Origin of the sequence: Moheibacter sp., from assembly GCF_049672845.1 — a bacterium.
GTDB lineage: Bacteria > Bacteroidota > Bacteroidia > Flavobacteriales > Weeksellaceae > Moheibacter.
Genome location: NZ_JBATWT010000024.1, coordinates 96,102 through 115,630 on the forward strand (window position 1 = coordinate 96,102; position 19,529 = coordinate 115,630).

Here is a 19,529-nt window from a genome sequence, read left to right on the forward strand (position 1 = left end):
AATTTAACAAACACTATAAAAAAATCCGACAAAAAATTGCCGGATTTTCATTTATTCTATTTTCATTTATCAACCTCTTCTCGGTCCTCCCTGCGGACTTTCTTCAAGGTCTGTGTTGAAAACTTTAACTTGATCTCCTTTTTTCAATCCGCTTTTGACTTCGGTATAAACACCATCTGAAATTCCGGTTTCCAATATTTTTTTCTGGTAAACCGGCTGGTCATATTTTTCGGTCCCCGGTTTCAAAACTTCAACATACGCTTGTCCTTTATCATCGTACTGAATATGAGCCGATTCCAAAGTCACTACATTTTTGGCTTCGGACAAAATCACTTCTGCATTGGCACTGTAATTGGCACGAAGGAAAATGTCTTGTTTCAGATTCACATCAGCCTTGATTTCAAACTGCACAATTCCACTTGTATCCACACCCGAAGGCGAAATATAATTCAAAACACCTTCAAATTGTTCGTCAGGCAAAGCCCCGATGGTGATGGTCAATTTCATTCCTTCTTTTAGTTTTCCCACATCGGCTTCGTCCACATTTCCTTCAAAAATCATTTGGTTCACATCGGCCATGGTTGCAATGGTTGTTCCCACAGAGAAATTATTGATTTCCTGAACCGTATTCCCGATTTCGACCGGAATTGATAAAATCATCCCCGAAATCGTTGCTCGGATTTGAATTGTGGCATATTGCTCCAATCCCGGCGCAATCCCGGTTTGGGCAATTTTATAATCGCTTTGAGCAGCTTTCAGGTTTTGTTGCGCCATCTGATAAGTTGCCAGTGCATTGTCGTACTCTTGTTTTGGCAATACGCCCTGATCATACAGAGATTTGGTTCGGTTGAATTGAATCTGTTCATTGTTCAAAGTAATTCTGGCAGAATTAATTTGTTGTTGCGCCGCATTCAGACTTTGAACGTTTGGAATTACACGAAGCGTCGCAATCAAAGCACCTTTCTCTACCGTTTGCCCTTCTTCCACATGAATTTCGGAAATCACTCCCGAAATATTGGGTTTGATCTCAATTACTTCTCTGGGTTTAACCGCTCCCGTCGCAACCGCTTTGGTTGAAATATCCCGAACCGTTACTTCGGTTGTTTCGTATTTTTCATTGTCTTTGGTACTCGTATTGTACATATAAAACAAAGCCGCGATTACCGCTCCCACAAACAGAACAATCAATAAAATTTTTAAACCTTTTTTCATTCTTATTTTCGTTTGACGAAATTCGTATTTTTTTTATTCTAAATCTAATTTCACTCTCCAACTCTCCAACCCTACAACTCTCCCACTCCAATCACTCGTCTCTCAAAGCATCAATAGGTTTGATTGAAATCGCACGCTGAGCAGGAATCAGTCCGGCGAGCATCGCCATCACTATCATAATAAGTAGTGCAATTCCCAAAGTTGTTACATCTACCGAAGCATTTATAAATGGAAAAGCATCACTGTCCACAGACGAATTTATCAGAAAAAGCACAAAACTAGCCCCTACAATTCCCGAAAGTCCGGCAATCATCGTCAAAACGATGGATTCCAATAAAATCTGCGAACGAATTTGCCCGGGAACAGCTCCCAAAGCCCGCCGAATTCCGAATTCCTTGGTTCGTTCTGAAACGGTAATCAGTAAAATACTCGCAATCGCAATCACACCTGAAAATAACGTCAATGCCCCCACGACAATTGCCAAAAGCTGAAGTCCGTTCATAAAAGAAAACATTTTGTTCATATTCTCTCCAAGATTAAACCCACCAATCGCCTGTGTATCATTAGGATGAACTATTTTTCTTTCTTTCAGGTAATCTTTGATTTGTTTTTCAAATGCCACGATATCCACATTGTCTTTCGCATTGATGATTACATAATTCACCACACCCTGTCGATTGTAAACCCGCTGAAAAGTGGTAAACGGAATATGAATTTCATTATTCCGGCCAAAACCCATCGAACCTTGCTGATACACTCCGACAACCGTGTACATACCTGATCCGATTTGAATCATTTTGCCCATTGGATCTACACCTTCGGGAAAAAGTTCATCGAGAATATCTATCCCAATGACACATACTTTTTTTCCGTATGTGATGTCATCCGGATTTATAAACCTTCCTTGAACAATGGGTTTTTTAAACATTTCGTTTTGCTCGGGATAATCCCCTGAAACGCTATAAGTACTGTATTTAGTTCCAAATTTGACTGTCACGCTCCCTTCCTGACTTCTGGGCGCAATCTTTTGAATCTGAGGAAAGTTTGCTTTGATCGCTTCAATGTCTTCCATCTTCAGTTCCAACATCCGCCCTCTCTGATAACCTTCAAAAGGAATTGCCGTTTGTTGCATCCAGACAAAAAGACTATTGGTCGCTGCATTGGCAAAAATCTTATCAAATCCATTCTGAACTCCCTTGGAGGAACCCAAAAGTGAAACAAACAGAAACATTCCCCAAGCTACACCGATCATGGTAAGCATCGTCCTCAATTTGTTTTTGCGAATCGCCGAATAAACTTCAGACCAGGCGTCTCTGTCAAATATTATGGGTTTCATTTTTAAATTTGTATACTGTATTTTGTATTATTGTATATCTATCTGTTCTATTCTCTATTCTCTAAACCCCTACTTATCATCTCTCAAAGCATCAATTGGTTTGATTTTCGCAGCATATCTTGCCGGAAGAAATCCGGCCAAAAATCCGGCAACAAATAAAATCACACATGCCATCACCAGCGATACGGTACTTACACCCGGATCATAAATAAAATAATCCACCAAACCTTCATTGATATTTTCAACCAAAAGCGTTGCCAATAAAATCCCGATGACGCCAAACAACAAGGTAATCATAACGGCTTCCTGCATAATCAACGTAATGATTTTGTAGGGTGTAGCGCCAAGTGCTTTTCTGATTCCAATTTCTTTGGTTCGTTCCTTCACACTGAATACCATGATATTTCCGATACTTACCACGCCAGCAACCAAACTTCCGCCACCAATGAAAAAAACAATGATGGTCAAAACAAAGAAAAATGCATTGGTATCACTCATTTGTTGAGACGAGTCCCAAATGCGGATTCCGGAAGGATCCGTCGGACTGACTTTGTGACGGGATTTCAAATCACTTCTCAGATCATCTGCAAATTCGCCCAAAGCAGAAGTTGAAAGTCCATCTTTGGGTGCAACGGTTATAGTGGGTAAATCTTTGGTTCCGTAAATAGTTTGTAAAGTCGTCAAGGGAACAAATATCATCCGCTCTTCGCGGTCATCATTGCTTTTGCTAGAAAATATACCGACGATTTCATACATTCCGCTTCCTATGTTGATGTATTTACCAATTGGATCAGCACCTTTCATCAAATCCTCAATTACCATTCGCCCTAAAACCACCGATTTTGTCTGACTTTTTAGGTCATCATCGCTCAGAAATCTTCCTTTGTCCAACTGATTATTGACCATGTGGATATAATCTGAATTAACTCCTTTAACAGAATAAGAACCAGATTCACCACCGAATTTCACCATCAGCTGCTGGTCGTATTCTCCACTTATGTATTTAATCCGGTCAGAATAATTTTCCAGAATATAATTAAGATCTTCATTTTCCAGGATGATGTTTCTACCTTTCTGATAACCGGCATAAGATTCTGAAGTCTGTGTTCCAAAGATGTACATATTCAAAGCACCGGCTTGGAAGAATTCTTTCTGAAAACCGTTCTGCAAACCATTTCCCATTCCGAACAATATGATGAAAACAAACAATGCCAGCGAAATGGTAAATCCCGAAAGGATTGTCCGCAGTTTGTTGCTTGCAATCGAAGCCCATATTTCGCGCCAGCGGTCCAGATCAAACATCTTCCAGATTTGAATTATTCCTATTATTTTCTAAATTCACCTCAGCTCGGACTTGTTGAACCCTGTCATCGCTGATGATCACACCGTCTTTCAAGCGCACAATTCGTTTGCACATATTTGCAATTTCATCTTCGTGCGTTACCATCAAAATGGTTTTTCCTTCGTCATTGATTTCCTGGATCAAACGCATTACCTCCTGCGAAGTTTTGGAATCCAAAGCTCCGGTGGGTTCGTCGGCCAATAAAAGTTTGGGTTTGGCAGCCAAAGCCCGCGCAATGGCAACTCTTTGTTTTTGTCCGCCCGAAAGTTCATTCGGCAAATGATGCGCCCAAGGCTTCAAGCCCACTCTTTCCAAATAACTCATCGCTATTTCGGCGCGTTTGCTTCGACTTACTTTCTGATAATATAGTGGCAAAGCAACGTTTTCCAATACATTTTTGAAATTAATCAGGTTATAAGATTGGAAAATAAATCCAAGAAATTTATTCCGATAATTCGCAGCTTTTGTTTCGGTTAATTTTTCAATTTTAAATCCGTCGAGTTCATACAAACCCGTATCGTGCGTATCCAACATCCCGATGATGTTCAGCAAAGTGGATTTCCCTGAGCCTGAAGCACCCATAATTGCAACAAATTCGCCTTCTTCGACATCCAAATCGATTCCCTTCAAAACATGAAGCGAATTAGCACCCATTTTATATGATTTGTTTAAACCGCGGATTTTTATCATTGTTCACTTTGGTGTTATTTGAATTCCAATTGGAATTCTTTATTCATGCAAAATAACTTTATTATTGGTAGAGAATTCAATTCAAAAGTTACAGTAAGATTTGATTTTCTTCGAATCATTCAAAAAAGGACTACAATTTTATTGTGGATCCACGTCAATTTCAATTCGAACTGAACGAAATGCCTTCACCGTATGCAAAGATTCGATCGCTTTTGAAATCAAATTTTTAACCTTTTGTGGTGAAGCATTTTCAGGAATTTTAATCAATACATTTTTAATGAATAAATTTCGAATTCGACCAATCGAAGGTTCTTCCGGACCCAATAAGTATTTCTCATCGAATTGTGGCTTGAGCAATTTGACAAATTCTTCCGAAACCTTATCGAGTCTGTCTTTTTTTGCATGACGAAAAGTAATCCGAATCAAACGCAAATACGGCGGATAATAAAAAGATTTTCGTTCGTATAAAATATCTCTGGCGGTTTTTTCATAATCATAACGCGTCACATTTTGAAGCACTTCATGGTCGGGATTAAATGTCTGAATCAACACTTTTCCCTGTTCATTTCGTCTGCCGGCTCGTCCTGCGACTTGCGTCAATAATTGAAAAGCCTTTTCGTGCGCCCGAAAATCCGGGAAATTCAACATAGAGTCAGCGCGAATCACACCCACCAATCCCACATTTGAAAAATCCAAACCTTTGGCAATCATCTGCGTCCCCACCAAGATGTCAATCTCCTGTTCTTCAAAAGCTTCCAAAGTTTTTTCGTAGGCATTTTTTCTCCGCATCGCATCAATGTCCATTCTGGCGATTTTGAGTTTCGGGAAAAGCCATTGCAATTGCACTTCAATCTGCTCTGTTCCAATTCCTTTTGTGGTCAACTCCTGACTTTGACAATTGGAACATTTATAAGGCCTTGCCTGTGAATGACCGCAATAATGACACCTGAGTGAATTGGAAAATTTATGAAAAGTCAGCGGCACATCGCAGTTCGGACAGAAAGGCGAATGACCGCATGAAAGACATTCCATCACAGGCGCAAAACCACGTCGGTTCTGGAAAATCAGTACTTGCTTTTTTTCACGAATGGTTTCTTCCATCGCATCGCGCAAACTATGGGAAATATCGCCCGTAATTTCTTTGGTGCGCATCGCCGTGCGTAAATCCACGAGTTCAATTTTCGGCATTTTCACCTCGGTAAAACGTTTAGTCAGTTCCACGTATCCATATTTTCCGGTTTGGGCATTGTGATAGGACTCCAAAGACGGCGTTGCCGAACCGAGAATTACCTTTGCTTTGAAAAAGTTGGCCAAGACCAAAGCCATGTCGCGTGCATGGAAAAAAGGTTTGAAATCAGTTTGTTTATAAACGGTTTCATGTTCTTCATCTACAATTACCAATCCTAAATTCTGAAACGGCAAAAACAAAGCAGAACGTGGCCCCAAAACGATTTTATAGTCATCGTTTAAAGTTTTCTCCCATAATTCTACGCGTTCATTTTGATTGAATTTGGAATGATAAATCCCGACTTTGTCGCCAAAATGTTTACGAATTCTTTGCACCATCTGTGAGCTAAGCGAAATTTCCGGCAATAGAAACAAAGTGGTTTTATCTTCTTCTATAAATTGTTCGATGAGTTTAATATAAATTTCAGTTTTCCCACTGGAAGTCACACCGTGAAGTAAAACAGATTTATCGTTTTGGAAGAATTCCTCAATGGATCTCAGCGCTTGATTTTGTTCCAAATTTAATTGTTCGGAATCTATAATATCCTGCTCTACTTTCTGAATTCTTGAAATTTCAAGGTTGTAGATTTCCACCAATCCTTTTTCTTCCAGCGAACGAAACAGGGAATGATTTCCGCCGTATTTTTTTAGGTAAGCCGATATTTTAATCGGTTTGGGGTTTTGAGCTTCTTCAACAATTAATTGCAATAAAGTTTCGCGCTGTTTGGGTGCGTTTTTTAGTTTATCAATGGATTGATTGAATAATTTCTCATTCGTTTTCAAATCCGGAATTACTTTTACAAAAAGTTCAACTTTGGGTGTGTATTTTTCTTTCAGGACTTCATCGAGCTGAAGAATTCCTTTTTCCCAAAGGGATTTGATGACTTTTATGGCAAATTTTCTTTCGACAATTTTGGCTACTTCGCTCACGGCAAGAATTCCCTTTTTGTCGAGTGCATTCACCACCATCCATTCCTCTTCGGAAAGTTTCTCTTCGATCTTGTTAATGGTTCCGATAAATTTTACAAAAGTTTCACTTTCCCATTTTAGTGCCGTGGGAAAAGCATTCCGATAGACTTCACCCAACGAGCTCATGTAATAATCCGCCATCCATTCCCAAAATTTAATCTGAATTTGGGTCACCAAAGGTTCGCTGTCGAGAATCGTGTCGATTTCTTTGGTTTTGAATAATTCGGGTTTGTTTTGATGAATGGAATACACAATTCCGGTGTAGAGTTTATTGGTTCCAAAAGGAACGGATACCCTTTGCCCGATTTTCAGGTAAGGCAAATCGGCGGGCGAAATTTCATAAGTGAAAGTTCCCGGCAAAGCCAGTGGAAGAATGATTTCTGCAAAGAATTGGTCTGCCATAATTGAAAGGGCAAGTTAGTACAATTGTGGAATTGTACAAAGTCGTTGCCCCATAGTCTAAATGAAGATTAAGCTTGTTTTCTTCTTTTGATTTCTTTCTCAATCAATGAAAGCTCTCGTCCGGTTTGTCCGGCAACGGAAGTATTTTCCTGCGCACGACGAATGAGATACGGCATTACTTCTTTGATCGGTCCGTACGGTAGGTATTTGGCGATATTGTAGCCCATATTTCCCAGTTTGAAACTGATGTTGTCGCTCATTCCGTACAATTGTCCAAACCAGATTTTGTGGATATTGCTCGGAATATTGTATTTGCGCATCAGTTCGGTCAGTAATTCACTGCTGTATTCGTTATGAGTACCGGCAAAAAGTGAAATTCTATAGTTATTTTCCACGATGAATTCCAGTGCCAGATTATAATCCCGATCGGTTGAAGCCTTGTCGGGTTGAATTGGTGAAGGGTAATTTTCAGCTTCAGCTCTCTCCCGCTCTTTTTCCATATAAGCGCCCCGAACTACTTTAAAACCTAAAAGATAATTTTCCTTTTCGGCTTTTTCAAACATTCTTTTCAGATAATCCAATCGGTCGTGGCGGTACATTTGAAGCGTATTGCAAACGATGCATCTTTCTTTGTTGTATTTCTGCATCATCTCATCGGCAAGATCATCGGCCGCGTCCTGCATCCAGCTTTCTTCGGCATCGATCATAATGGTCACATCCTTTTCAAATCCTGATTTGCAGACTTCATCAAAACGATTTCGTATGGCTTGCCATTTTTGCTTTTCTTCATCGGTCATTGGAAGGTTTTTCCCGACTTTTTCATAGATATCTTTTCGTCCAAATCCGGTTGGCTTAAAAACCACAAAAGGAAGTTCATTTGGATTGTCTTTTGCGATTTTAATCAGACGTAAAATTTCATCTTTCACACTGTCAAATTCCGCTTCGGACTCTTGACCTTCTACCGAATAATCCATAATGGAACTTACGCCGTATTTGTAAAGTTCTTTAGCAACATTCAAGCATTCCGTCGTCGTTTCGCCACCTACAAACTGTTTGTAAATGGTATTGCGAATGATGGGTTTCACCAAAGGAATATTGGTAGCAAAAGGAATTTTGAACATCCAGGTTCCCATTTTGGTCAAAGTAGGATTTGCAATCAGCTTAAAAAGCATATGCGCTTTTTTCAAATCTTTATCTGATTTGGACTCAAAAGCTGTTTGGGCGTCGTCAAATAGCGGCATTTACGTATTGTTTTGGTTCGTCAAATTTAGCAATAAAAACTTTCCTTAATTAGTAATTTAACTAAGGAATGCAGTCTTTTGATTTAAAAATATTAGAAGCAGGAGATTAAAAAGGCATATTGTCATCGTCCTCATCATCAAAATCAGAACTAAAATCATCCATTGCCCCAAAAGAATCTTCTGGGTTTCCGACTGGTAAATTAATGGAGCTTCCGATTTCCATGCTTCCCGAGTCTTCTTTGTTCATCGAACTTTGGAATTCAAATCCGCTGAATCCTAAATCTTCTTCCAAATCGGTAAATTTTGCTTGTTCATTTACAAATCTCAGTCGAACATTTTCCAAAGCACCGTTTCTATGTTTTGCAATAATGAATTCGGCCTGACCGGCACAAGGCGTTCCCTGTTCGTCATCCCAAACATCCAATTTGTAGTATTCCGGACGATAAATAAAGGAAACGATGTCCGCATCCTGCTCAATCGCACCCGATTCCCTAAGGTCTGAAAGCAGAGGACGTTTGTTTCCGCCACGGGTTTCAACCGAACGTGAAAGCTGAGAAAGCGCAATCACCGGAATATTGAGTTCTTTTGCGATGGCTTTTAAGTTTCGGGAAATTGTTGAAATTTCCTGTTCACGATTCCCGGTTGACTTTCCGCCACCCAATGTCATCAACTGCAAATAGTCGATGATGATAAGTTTAACATCGTGTTGGGAAACCAGTCGTCTCGCTTTTGCACGCAGGTCAAAAATGGACAAAGCCGGCGTATCGTCAATGAACAAAGGCGCGTCTTCAAGTCCTTTTACTTTATTGTATAATTGTTTCCATTCGTGGTTTTCCAAAGTGGCTTTTCGCAATTTTTCGGAAGAAATTCCTGTTTCACTGGAAATCATACGTGTGATCAATTGAACACTAGACATCTCAAGAGAAAAAATAGCAGTTGGGATCTTCATATCCACCGACATATTTCTTGCCATGGAAAGCACAAAAGCAGTCTTTCCCATCCCAGGACGAGCCGCAAGAATCACTAGATCTGAATCCTGCCATCCGGAAGTAATTTTGTCAATTTGTGTAAATCCGGAAGGAACTCCGCTCATTCCTTCTTTTTCTGACATGGCTTTGATCTTTTCAATCGCTTCATGTACAAGCGTATTGGAATCCGAAAAACTTCTTTTGATTCCGCCTTCAGTGATTTCAAAAAGTTTGCTTTCCGAAAAATCAAGCAGATCAAAAACATCGGTCGTCTCGTCGTAAGATTTATCAATGATATTTGATGAAATTTCAATCAGCTGACGTAATATATATTTCTCAATAATTACACGTGAATGGTATTCTATGTGTGCCGCCGAAGAAACTTTTTGGGTAAGCTGAATCAAATAATAATCTCCACCTACCAAATCAAGTTTACCTTCGTTCCGTAGTTCATTCGAAACAGTCAGTAAGTCAATCGGTTGGGTATTATTGAACAGTTTTCTAATTGCAGCATAAATGGTTTGATGCTGAATTTTATAAAACATTTCAGGCAAAAGTACATCGATGACCTCATCGATCCCTTTCTTGTCAATCATCATCGCTCCGATGACTGCTTCTTCCAAATCTACAGCTTGAGGCGGAAGTTTTCCGCGATCTAAACTTATGACACTCTGTGGCTTAGCCTTATATTTCGTAGTTACATCCAAATTTTCCATAGGACTTGCTAAGGTATAAATTGTGAGTCAACTGAACCTTATTTAGGTAAAATAAAGTTTTGAACATCTCAAATTGTTAAATTTTTAAGATTTGATTAACACGGCATTGAATTTGAAATATGACAAATATCATGATAATGGATTCAGCAAAGTGTTTAGTCCTCAACGGTACCGGTTTGTGTTTAACAATAAAAAAAGATGGAAATGAAAAAAAATCAACATTTATCTTGGAACGATTACCTATTTGAAAATCGTAACAAAGCCTATGGCGCTTATGTACTCAGAACCGGTGAAGGTGAAAACCTTTTGAAGTCTTTATTGATCGGACTTTCTATAATTGGAGTTTTAGTTGCAATCTTTTCTTTTACCAATAAAAACAACGAAACGATAGTGGAAGATGAAATGCCAATTCCTACCGTACATCATTTTAAAAAGATTGTGGATGAAAAACCTCCGTTGCCAGAAAAACCTGCGACCCCCAAAGTTATTCCGGCGGCTACTACACCCGATAAAACGGACAGTCAAATCACACCCAATCCGACTGAAAAACCTGACGTAGAGCAACCTTTGACCATCAACCGTGATTTGGGTAAAGTTACAATGCCAAATATTGGAACGGTCGGAAGTGAAGGAACTATCAAATCTGGTGGAGAAGTAAATGGAACAGTAAATACCAGCGATGGAACTACTGATGCGCCGAGCGCTCCTACTCCGGAAAAAATTTTCACGGTGCGTGACGTGACCAAAATGGCGGTTTTTCCCGGTTGTGAAAATGCCGGTAAAACGAAAAAAGATTTAGAACAATGTATGGCGATGAAATTACAGGAAGAACTTGGTATTCAGTTGGATGATTTCGGCGAAACTGCCGCTGCCAACAACATCGGAATTGCCAAAGCTAAACTTCATTTCGTTGTGGATAAATCCGGGAAAATAGTGGATGTAAAAGCACTAAACGGCGGAAATGAAAAATTCAGCAAAGAAGCACAAGAAGCTTTGAAAAGAATTTCAGACCGATTGTCAAAAAGAGGAAAATATTTACAGCCTGCCGAACTCAGTGACGGAACCGTTGTCAATATGAATTTCACGATTCCAGTTCAGTTTCAATTGCAATAATAATTTGGTTAATTGTAAGGGAAGCTCTGCAAATGTAGGGCTTCTTTTTTTATCGGATTGTTTTAAAATCAAAATTCACAAACACAAAAGGATGTTCTTCATCATTTTTGGAAATGGTAAGTTTTTGAGATTTATTCGAAACAATTTCAGATTCCGTCAGAATCATTGTTTTTAATTCTTCATCCGATTTATCCTGAAGGTCATCGGCATAGAAAATCAAGGAATTTCCCTGGATAGCATCATAAGTCCAAATCTGAAATACGCAGTCAAGTTCTCCGAATTTCATTTGGGAAGACAACAATATTTGCGTATCGTCATCAAGTGGAATGTTTTCAAAATTTCGTGTCATCATTTATTGGTTTTGAATTAAATAATCAGTTACAGATTTCCAGTCCGGGAATTTCGGAGTAAAAATATGGAGGTGTTCGCCTTCAAATTCATCGGCACCGTTATGGAGTCTGTCGTCAATCAGGAAATCACCGTTCAATAGTTCTTTGTTGTGAGTCAGAATCAAGCGTTTGTACATAGAAGGAAGGTGTTTTTCCACCCAAATTCTTTTCTGCATCCAAGCCAATGTATTTTTCCAGGGCGCAGTCGAAAGGATATAAACTTCAAAATATTTTTCTAGTTCGGCAACGGATTTAAGCGCATCTTTTATAGGTTCAGCGTCCAGAAAAACCGTTTCTGAAAAGTCAATCAGGTCGGTTGCTTCTTTATAAGTTCCAGATTCAATTTGAGCGAATTCTACTTCAACTTGTGCAATCAGATCGACAATCACGCCGTCTAAATCAATAAATAATCTTTTCTTTTTATTCATGTCTTTGTTTTAATTACTTAACAAATCTAATCTTTCAAAACGTCATTATGCGTCGTTAAAAAATCAATTTGAAAAATTATATTTTAATTACCTTTGTGGGAAATGATCAGAAACTACATTAACATCGTAATGGGAATCCTCTATGCTGTCATAGGCGGATTTGTCATCATAAGAAATTGGTTTTTAATGGATTTAAGCCCACTCGCTGCCAAAGCGCTGGGTATCTTATTTATAATTTATGGTATTTTCAGAATTTATCGGGCAATCAAAGCCATTCGTGAGCAAAATCTTTAGTGGAATTTTATTTGGGTTTCTGAGTTTCTTCTTTTTCTCTTGTGGAAATCCAAAAGAAGAAGCTTCTCATCAGCGAGGAGAAATGACCATTTACGCCGATCCTTCCAATAAAAGTTTGCTGGAAGCGCTTACACAGATTTATACAATGAAATATCCGGAAGTAAAATTTGAAATTATTTACAAACCGGAAAATCAGGTTTTGAAAGACCTGCAAGATACCATTGCCGCTGCGGCTTTTATAAATCAACCATTGAGCGAACAACAAGCTAAATATATCGCACAACAAACAGATGTTACGCCAAGATCCACGCTTCTGGCGTACGACGCGGCGGTTTTCATTACTTCAATTGAAAATCCTCTAGATTCTATTACAATGGATCAAATCAAAAACGGAATTCTGGAAGGAAACAGTCAGATAATTTTTGATGATGGAAATTCCGGGAATTTCAATACGGTTCGAAATGTTTTGAAACTCGAAATCCCTCAGGGAAGATCAATTCAGGCGGAAGAAAACGCGCAAAAAGTTATTGAATTCGTTCAAAAATCGCCAAAATCGGTCGGTGTAATTGGGATGAACGAAATCAGTGAAAAGGATAATCCGGAAGTTAAATCATTGCTTCAAAAAATTAAAATTTTGAAGGTTGTAGATAAAAACGGTGTCGCTCAGGCACCAGAAGTTCCAAATATTTTGGCATTAAATTATCCGTTTTTCAAAGGCGTTTACTTTATTGTTCGCGAACCTGGATTTGGTATTGGCAGTGGATTTTCAAGATTTGCCGGTTCCAATCAGGGACAGTTGATTGTAAAAAGAGAAGGACTTCAACCTAACTTTCTATATGACCGTGAAGTGCAAATCAATTCTGAAAGCGTCGAATAACTTAATAAAATCAAAAAAACACCATCTTTTGTTTCTACTATTTGTTAAAACATAATGCAATTCTGCATTTTTAGGTATTTTAAACAGAAGTTAATTATCTTTGCCGAATGAGTTTTTCGGTCGTATTACCTGCTTTCATAAGTTTCGAAGAATTGACAGTCATTTTGATTTTGTCAGTAATCATCTTCGGACCTAAAAAAATTCCCGAAGTTGCAAGAGGGCTCGGAGAAGGATTACGTGCGATGAAAAAAGCCACAGACGATATCAAAAGGGAAATCATGACACCCATGGATGACATCAATCCGGTAAAAGATATTCAGGAAACCATACAAAAATCTAAAGACGAAATCACAGAATCTGTTACCGCTTTACCCGACCCCAAAAAAGAAATTGAAGAAACGCTGGACGATGTTATTGGTCCAATAAAACGTAATTAGTGGACGAAATCATTCAGTTAGATAAAGACTTATTTTTGTTTTTAAATACCCTTGGTTCGTCAACTTGGGACGGATTTTGGACATTTCTTTCAGAAAGATCTTATTGGATTCCCTTGTATATCTTTTTACTTTATTTGTTGTTTAAAAATTTCGGATTAAAAAAAACGTTCCTTATTTTAATTCTCACATTGTTGATGGTGCTGTTTACAGATCAGATTACCAATCTTTTCAAAGATGGTTTCCAAAGACCACGACCTTGTTTCACACCAGAATTTGAAGGAATTATGCGGGGAGTTGGTTGTGAAAGACGCGGATTATATGGATTTACTTCAGCCCATGCATCAAATCATTTGGCTATTGCATTGCTGTTGGGACTGGTATTTAAAAAGATGTACAAATGGATGCTTCCACTCTTATTGGTATGGGCCGTATTGATAGCTTACAGCCGAATTTATTTGGGTGTACACTTTCCACTGGACGTGATTTGTGGTGGAGTAATGGGATTAATTCTGGGCTGGACTTTTTATAGATTGTATCAATATCTGATCATTCGTTACGCGAATTATTTCGAAAAATAATCAGTGTTTTTTCTGCTTTTTCTTGTATCGTCTTTTTAGGATTTTAAGCACATCCCTAAGTTTGAAACCACGTGCATGAATCGCCATTAAATAATAAAAGAAAACATCGGCCGCTTCTTCCAGAAAATTTTCATCACTCCCCTGCTCTGAAGCGATAACCATTTCTACTGATTCTTCCCCCATTTTTTTGGCAATCTGAGAGGTTCCGCGCTGATAGTAACGCTTGATTTTTCCTTCAGGAGCATCTGGCCGTTTTCCTTTTTCAAGTTTATCTTCCATTTTCTTTAAGAAAGGAAAATCTTTTACGGTTTCAGGATTTTTAGGTGTTTCCATCTATATTTTCTGAATCGTAAATTTATCAAAAAATTTAATTGAAAAAAGGAATTTTTAGATTTCTTCCCGAATTCTTCTGTCACTTCTTTTTTTATGGATTAAAACCCTTTCATTTGAGGATGTATTCATTTTTTCTTTTGATTCCCATCCGAATATTTTAAACGAATATTCATGTTTGTCCAACAAATAATCATAAGGTCCTTTGGGTGAAATCAATTTGACCAAAACCGGAGCCATTTCGAGTGAAATAAAAACACCCATTATAAATAAGGAAGCAATTCCTAAAATCTCATTGTTTTTGGTCAATTCATTCAAAGCCTGCATTCGCGCGGCAAATCCGGTGTAACCTTCTTCTGTCGGTCTGGCCGCATCAAGTTCTTTCTGTTTGTTTTCACTCAACGCATCAATTTCTTTGTCTAATTCAGAAAGTCGGGGTTGCATCTGTGCCATGTAAGCATCCAATTCTTCCTTTTTTGCATTTTTTAATTCTTCTTTTCGTTTGGCGTTTGGTCCATAACCTACTTTACCTGTGGTGGTTTCCGTAGCGGTTCCAACGACTTCTTTTTCCAATTCGGAAGAGGCCAAATTGTATTCTTCCCTGAGTGAATTGATTCTTGCATAAATTTCATTTCGTTCGTTGGAGAAACTCCCTGTTAATTGAGCATAGCGGATGTTCACCGAATCCTGCAAAGCGGTTTTATTCCGATTGATGATGACGTTTAATTGTTTATCGATTTCCTTTTCAAATATCCTCAATTCCAAAGGTTTTGAAATCACAACCCCCAGCAAAGCTGCGAGGATGATCCGTGGCGTAGCCGCAAAAAACTGTCGGAAAAAATTACCCGATTTTCGCATGGAAGCCACGATGAACCGGTCGAGATTAAAAATCATCAGCCCCCAAAGCAAACCGAATCCGATCGCAGCCCAATAGTTATCAAAAACCGAATACAAGGCATACCCGGAAGACAATGAAGCCAGAATAGCCGTAAATAAAATCACACCGCCAATTCCGGTGTGTTTATTAATTTCAGTAGGAGATTTTTCAAGTAATTTGATATGACTCCCGGAACAAATCAGCAAAAATTTTTCAAACCAATTCATAAGAAGGTACTTTGTTTTGCCAATTAGTATAAAATATCATGCCAAATATCAGTGATTTATTAAATAATTTTAGATTTATTGGATTCATTATGAATGAAAAAATTAAAATGATTCATACTAAGTCATAATTGTTTATAGAAATTATTCAATTTAAAAATTGAATTCATACGATGCAAAAGAAACAAAAAAAAACACACGATGTAATCGTGCGGCAGCGAGGGGGTTTAAAGGTATGTATGACCCTCAAACAAATCCGGGATTGAAGAAGCCCGGAGAAATGTAACCTGGCTTATGAAAAAGATAATTTTATTGATAATGGTTAATTTTTTAATATTCTCGTGCGACAAAAAAGCCGATTATAAATATATAGGAGAGTTTGATTATGTGATCGAAAACCAATCTGATTTTGAGAGGATGTATTTACATGATAGCTTTGGATATGTTATAGGAGATTTAGATATTATTGGTTTAAGAATAACAGGGATAGAAGATTTACCTGATGATAAAGATTATGTAGTTGTGTATAACCATCCTGCGGGAACAATATTAACTAACTCTAAAAGAATTAGAGGAGAAGGGTTAAATATGAAAAGAAAACCTATTGAAGTTGTTGTAAATAAAAGTATTAAAAAAGAGAAAGTATATATTTATCAGTTAGATAAAAAAGATACATATAGGTTGTTATTACCATAATTGAAAACACAAAACCCCGAGCATTGCTCGGGGTTTTGTCATTTATACCCCCGCTGCCGCACGATTAGCATCAGCGTATCGTGTGGCATCTAAAATTTTCTTAAATTAACACCTCCCAATTAAACCAAAATCAAATGAGTAGGAATTTTTAATATTTAGATAAAATTTTAAATTAATTTTACCACACGATGTAATCCTGCGGCAGCGAGGTTACAATTCTTCCATTTCGTAGAATAATTTCAACCAAAACCATTTGAAATTTTCTATCGGAAAACTTAGATAATCCCATAAGTATCAATCTATTCAGATATTAAAATATCCTATGAAAGGATGAAAATAATTTATTGAATTATAAAATTTAAATTTTCAAAATTTGCAAACTTTTTATAAATATAAAATTTACAAATAACTGATAATCATTGTATTAATAAAATAAATTTGCAAACTTTTTGAAAATAAAAATACCCATTGTATATTTATCAATTCATAAAATCTTATACTTACAAATGGAAACATTGACAAAAAATAAGACTTTCTCGTATGAGGAAGCCTACCAATCTTCATTGAACTATTTTGACGGAGACGATCTTGCTGCTAAAGTTTGGGTGAGTAAATATGCCTTAAAGGATTCTGACGGAAATATTTATGAAGAAAATCCGGACGATATGCACAAAAGAATTGCAAAAGAAATCGCCCGAATTGAAGCAAAATATCCCAATCCGATGTCGGAACAAAAGGTTTTTGACCTCATCAAAAAATTCCGCTATATCATTCCGCAAGGAAGCCCTATGACCGGAATCGGAAATCATTTCCAGATCGCTTCGCTTTCCAATTGCTTTGTCATCGGAAATGGTAGAAGTAGTGATTCCTATGGGAGCATTATGAAAATTGACGAAGAACAGGTCCAACTGATGAAAAGACGAGGTGGCGTAGGACATGATTTGTCATACATTCGCCCGAAAGGCTCTGCCGTTAAAAATTCTGCCCTCACTTCCACCGGATTGGTTCCGTTTATGGAGCGTTATTCCAATTCCACACGTGAAGTGGCTCAGGATGGAAGACGGGGTGCTTTGATGCTCTCAGTTTCCATCAACCATCCCGATTCGGAAGATTTTGTGAACGCTAAATTAGAACAAGGAAAAATTACGGGAGCCAATATTTCGGTGCGAATTGATGATGAATTCATGAAAGCAGTTCGGAACGATAAAACTTATACCCAGAAATTTCCGATTTACAGTGAAAACCCAAAATATAAAAAGGAAATCAAAGCCCGTGATCTATGGCAAAAAATTATTCACAATGCCTGGAAATCGGCGGAACCCGGCGTGCTTTTTTGGGACACAATCCTCAACGAATCCCTGCCGGACTGCTATGCCGATTTGGGTTACGAAACCATTTCCACCAATCCTTGTGGAGAAATTCCGCTTTGTCCTTATGATTCCTGCCGTCTTTTGGCGGTCAATCTTTTTTCCTATGTGGAAGATCCTTTTACCAAAAAAGCAAAATTCAATTTTGATTTATTCAAAGAACACGTCGGATATGCCCAACGAATGATGGACGATATCATCGACCTGGAAATTGAAAAAATCGATGCAATTCTGGCCAAAATTGATTCCGATCCGGAAACGGAAGAAGTCAAAGCAACCGAAAGAAATCTTTGGATAAAAATTCGCCAAAAAACCATCGAAGGCAGAAGAACCGGCGTGGGAATTACCGCCGAAGGCGATATGTTGGCTGCTCTGAACATTCGATACGGAAGTAAAGAAGGAAATGAATTCTCAACTTTGGTTCATAAAACTTTGGCGCTTGCAGCTTATCGTTCGTCTGTAGAAATGGCCAAAGAAAGAGATGCATTCAGTATTTTTGATGCGAAAAGAGAAGCTAAAAATCCTTTTATTTTAAGAATAAAAGAAGCCGACCCTGAACTTTACGAAGATTTACAAAAATTTGGTCGTAGAAATATTGCTTTGTTAACAATTGCTCCTACCGGAAGTACTTCATTGATGTCACAAACCACTTCGGGAATTGAACCGGTATTCCTTCCGGTCTATAAAAGACGTCGCAAGGTAAATCCAAACGACAAAGATGTACGTGTGGACTTTGTGGACGAAGTTGGGGATTCCTGGGAAGAATATTTGGTTTTCCATCATCGATTCAAACAATGGATGGAAGCCAATGACATCGACACCACTAAAAATTATTCGCAAGAAGAAATCAATAAAATCATAGAGTTCTCGCCTTACTACAAAGCCACTTCCAACGATGTGGACTGGCTGAGCAAAGTAGAAATGCAGGGTGCTATTCAGAAATGGGTGGACCATTCGATTTCGGTAACCATCAATATTCCGAATGAAGCAACCGAAGAATTGGTAAACGAACTCTACATCAAAGCATGGGAAGTGGGTTGCAAAGGCGTAACGGTTTATCGGGACGGTTCACGGTCGGGTGTTTTGATTTCAAATGATGAGAAAAAAGAAGAAAAAACCGGATTATTGCCTTCGGCATTTCCTACTAAAAGACCTCAGATTCTGGAGGCCGATGTAGTAAAATTCCAAAACAACAAAGAAAAATGGATTGCTTTTGTCGGACTAATTGACGGCAGACCTTATGAGATTTTCACCGGTTTGGCAGACGACGAAGAAGGTATCTTATTACCTCGATGGGTAAACAAAGGGCTTATCATCAAGAACCGTGATGAAGATGGAAATTCAAGATACGATTTCCAATTCACCAATCTTCGGGGTTATAAAACGACGATTGAAGGACTTTCTCATAAGTTCAATCCGGAATTCTGGAATTATGCAAAGCTGATTTCCGGAACCTTACGACACGGAATGCCGATAGAAAATGTGGTAGAACTCATCAATCGTTTGGAACTGGATTCAGAATCCATCAACAACTGGAAAGCCGGAGTAGCACGCGCTTTGAAACGATACATTGCCGACGGCACTCAAGCTTCAGGAACTTGTTCCAGCTGTGGCTCAGACCAAGTCATGTATCAAGAAGGATGTCTGACTTGTAAAAACTGCGGAAGCTCCAAATGCGGTTAAAACTTGACTTGCTTTTTAACATTAGAAAGGTGCTGATTTTAATTCAGCATCTTTTTTTTTAATTCAATTCAAAAAACTCTAAAATCACGGTTCTCCTATTTATTTCGTCTAATTCGTAAGCTTAAAAAACCTA

Annotated in this window: 18 protein-coding genes; 7 read left to right on the plus strand and 11 right to left on the minus strand. The window is 38.2% G+C overall.

Annotated elements, in window-relative coordinates; all coding sequences use genetic code 11:
- Positions 1-69: 69 nt before the first annotated feature.
- The 7 genes from WBF63_RS10975 to dnaB form a co-directional block, all read right to left on the minus strand.
- Complete coding sequence (locus WBF63_RS10975) at positions 70-1,212, minus strand: efflux RND transporter periplasmic adaptor subunit (RefSeq protein ID WP_424369766.1); 1,143 nt, start codon at positions 1,210-1,212, stop codon at positions 70-72.
- A gap of 91 nt (positions 1,213-1,303) precedes the next feature.
- Positions 1,304-2,548 (minus strand): ABC transporter permease, encoded by a 1,245-nt coding sequence (locus WBF63_RS10980; RefSeq protein WP_424369767.1) that lies wholly within the window; start codon positions 2,546-2,548, stop codon positions 1,304-1,306.
- Positions 2,549-2,617: 69 nt separating this feature from the next.
- On the minus strand, positions 2,618-3,850 hold the full coding sequence (locus WBF63_RS10985) for an ABC transporter permease (protein ID WP_424369768.1): 1,233 nt from the start codon (positions 3,848-3,850) through the stop codon (positions 2,618-2,620).
- Positions 3,843-4,580 carry an ABC transporter ATP-binding protein gene (locus tag WBF63_RS10990; protein ID WP_424369769.1) on the minus strand — a complete coding sequence of 246 codons (738 nt, stop codon included), beginning with the start codon at positions 4,578-4,580 and terminating at the stop codon, positions 3,843-3,845. The genes WBF63_RS10985 and WBF63_RS10990 overlap by 8 nt, the downstream gene beginning before the upstream one ends.
- 138 nt (positions 4,581-4,718) lie before the next feature.
- Positions 4,719-7,178: a replication restart helicase PriA gene (gene priA / locus WBF63_RS10995; RefSeq protein WP_424369770.1), complete on the minus strand. Its 2,460-nt coding sequence runs from the start codon at positions 7,176-7,178 to the stop codon at positions 4,719-4,721.
- A 68-nt stretch (positions 7,179-7,246) separates the two neighbouring features.
- The gene (locus WBF63_RS11000) at positions 7,247-8,419 is read right to left on the minus strand and encodes a proline dehydrogenase family protein (protein WP_424369771.1); all 1,173 of its coding nucleotides are present in this window, start codon (positions 8,417-8,419) and stop codon (positions 7,247-7,249) included.
- Between the two features lie 106 nt (positions 8,420-8,525).
- Entirely contained in the window at positions 8,526-10,103 is a 1,578-nt protein-coding gene (gene dnaB / locus WBF63_RS11005) for a replicative DNA helicase (RefSeq protein ID WP_424369772.1), read from the minus strand.
- A gap of 204 nt (positions 10,104-10,307) precedes the next feature.
- Here dnaB and WBF63_RS11010 point away from each other — a divergent pair, with 204 nt between their 5' ends.
- Positions 10,308-11,216: a hypothetical protein gene (locus tag WBF63_RS11010; RefSeq protein WP_424369773.1), complete on the plus strand. Its 909-nt coding sequence runs from the start codon at positions 10,308-10,310 to the stop codon at positions 11,214-11,216.
- Between the two features lie 49 nt (positions 11,217-11,265).
- Here WBF63_RS11010 and WBF63_RS11015 read toward each other — a convergent pair whose 3' ends face one another.
- A complete protein-coding gene (locus WBF63_RS11015; protein ID WP_424369774.1) occupies positions 11,266-11,568 on the minus strand; it encodes a hypothetical protein in 303 nt (100 codons plus the stop codon).
- Positions 11,569-12,033, minus strand: a complete 465-nt coding sequence (locus tag WBF63_RS11020; RefSeq protein ID WP_424369775.1) for a 5' nucleotidase, NT5C type — start codon at positions 12,031-12,033, stop codon at positions 11,569-11,571. It abuts the gene before it with no gap.
- A gap of 102 nt (positions 12,034-12,135) precedes the next feature.
- Here WBF63_RS11020 and WBF63_RS11025 point away from each other — a divergent pair, with 102 nt between their 5' ends.
- From WBF63_RS11025 to WBF63_RS11040, 4 genes are all read left to right on the plus strand, one after another.
- Positions 12,136-12,327: a C4-dicarboxylate ABC transporter gene (locus WBF63_RS11025; RefSeq protein WP_424369776.1), complete on the plus strand. Its 192-nt coding sequence runs from the start codon at positions 12,136-12,138 to the stop codon at positions 12,325-12,327.
- Positions 12,311-13,204, plus strand: a complete 894-nt coding sequence (locus tag WBF63_RS11030) for a PstS family phosphate ABC transporter substrate-binding protein (RefSeq protein ID WP_424369777.1) — start codon at positions 12,311-12,313, stop codon at positions 13,202-13,204. The genes WBF63_RS11025 and WBF63_RS11030 overlap by 17 nt, the downstream gene beginning before the upstream one ends.
- A 107-nt stretch (positions 13,205-13,311) precedes the next feature.
- Positions 13,312-13,641, plus strand: coding sequence for a Sec-independent protein translocase subunit TatA/TatB (locus WBF63_RS11035; RefSeq protein ID WP_424369778.1), 330 nt, complete (start codon positions 13,312-13,314; stop codon positions 13,639-13,641).
- Complete coding sequence (locus WBF63_RS11040; RefSeq protein ID WP_424369779.1) at positions 13,641-14,219, plus strand: phosphatase PAP2 family protein; 579 nt, start codon at positions 13,641-13,643, stop codon at positions 14,217-14,219. Before WBF63_RS11035 ends, WBF63_RS11040 begins: the two co-directional genes overlap by 1 nt.
- Here the strand turns inward: WBF63_RS11040 and hisE are convergent, their stop codons facing one another.
- Both hisE and WBF63_RS11050 read right to left on the minus strand, forming a co-directional pair.
- On the minus strand, positions 14,220-14,552 hold the full coding sequence (gene hisE, locus WBF63_RS11045; protein WP_424369780.1) for a phosphoribosyl-ATP diphosphatase: 333 nt from the start codon (positions 14,550-14,552) through the stop codon (positions 14,220-14,222).
- 54 nt (positions 14,553-14,606) lie between these two features.
- Positions 14,607-15,653, minus strand: coding sequence for a DUF4407 domain-containing protein (locus WBF63_RS11050; protein ID WP_424369781.1), 1,047 nt, complete (start codon positions 15,651-15,653; stop codon positions 14,607-14,609).
- 291 nt (positions 15,654-15,944) lie between these two features.
- Between WBF63_RS11050 and WBF63_RS11055 the strand changes: the two genes are divergently transcribed.
- Positions 15,945-16,346 (plus strand): hypothetical protein, encoded by a 402-nt coding sequence (locus tag WBF63_RS11055; protein WP_424369782.1) that lies wholly within the window; start codon positions 15,945-15,947, stop codon positions 16,344-16,346.
- A 506-nt stretch (positions 16,347-16,852) separates the two neighbouring features.
- Positions 16,853-19,396 (plus strand): adenosylcobalamin-dependent ribonucleoside-diphosphate reductase, encoded by a 2,544-nt coding sequence (locus WBF63_RS11060; RefSeq protein ID WP_424369783.1) that lies wholly within the window; start codon positions 16,853-16,855, stop codon positions 19,394-19,396.
- The last annotated feature ends 133 nt before the right edge of the window (positions 19,397-19,529 follow it).

Excerpts from the sequence above, each read along its gene's own strand:
- WBF63_RS10975 (WP_424369766.1), bottom strand. The coding sequence starts at position 1,212 with ATGAAAAAAGGTTTAAAAATTTTATTGATTGTTCTGTTTGTGGGAGCG.
- WBF63_RS10980 (WP_424369767.1), bottom strand. The coding sequence starts at position 2,548 with ATGAAACCCATAATATTTGACAGAGACGCCTGGTCTGAAGTTTATTCG.
- WBF63_RS10985 (WP_424369768.1), bottom strand. The coding sequence starts at position 3,850 with ATGTTTGATCTGGACCGCTGGCGCGAAATATGGGCTTCGATTGCAAGC.
- WBF63_RS10990 (WP_424369769.1), bottom strand. The coding sequence starts at position 4,580 with ATGATAAAAATCCGCGGTTTAAACAAATCATATAAAATGGGTGCTAAT.
- priA (WP_424369770.1), bottom strand. The coding sequence starts at position 7,178 with ATGGCAGACCAATTCTTTGCAGAAATCATTCTTCCACTGGCTTTGCCG.
- WBF63_RS11000 (WP_424369771.1), bottom strand. The coding sequence starts at position 8,419 with ATGCCGCTATTTGACGACGCCCAAACAGCTTTTGAGTCCAAATCAGAT.
- dnaB (WP_424369772.1), bottom strand. The coding sequence starts at position 10,103 with ATGGAAAATTTGGATGTAACTACGAAATATAAGGCTAAGCCACAGAGT.
- WBF63_RS11010 (WP_424369773.1), top strand. The coding sequence starts at position 10,308 with ATGAAAAAAAATCAACATTTATCTTGGAACGATTACCTATTTGAAAAT.
- WBF63_RS11015 (WP_424369774.1), bottom strand. The coding sequence starts at position 11,568 with ATGATGACACGAAATTTTGAAAACATTCCACTTGATGACGATACGCAA.
- WBF63_RS11020 (WP_424369775.1), bottom strand. The coding sequence starts at position 12,033 with ATGAATAAAAAGAAAAGATTATTTATTGATTTAGACGGCGTGATTGTC.
- WBF63_RS11025 (WP_424369776.1), top strand. The coding sequence starts at position 12,136 with ATGATCAGAAACTACATTAACATCGTAATGGGAATCCTCTATGCTGTC.
- WBF63_RS11035 (WP_424369778.1), top strand. The coding sequence starts at position 13,312 with ATGAGTTTTTCGGTCGTATTACCTGCTTTCATAAGTTTCGAAGAATTG.
- hisE (WP_424369780.1), bottom strand. The coding sequence starts at position 14,552 with ATGGAAACACCTAAAAATCCTGAAACCGTAAAAGATTTTCCTTTCTTA.
- WBF63_RS11050 (WP_424369781.1), bottom strand. The coding sequence starts at position 15,653 with ATGAATTGGTTTGAAAAATTTTTGCTGATTTGTTCCGGGAGTCATATC.
- WBF63_RS11055 (WP_424369782.1), top strand. The coding sequence starts at position 15,945 with ATGAAAAAGATAATTTTATTGATAATGGTTAATTTTTTAATATTCTCG.
- WBF63_RS11060 (WP_424369783.1), top strand. The coding sequence starts at position 16,853 with ATGGAAACATTGACAAAAAATAAGACTTTCTCGTATGAGGAAGCCTAC.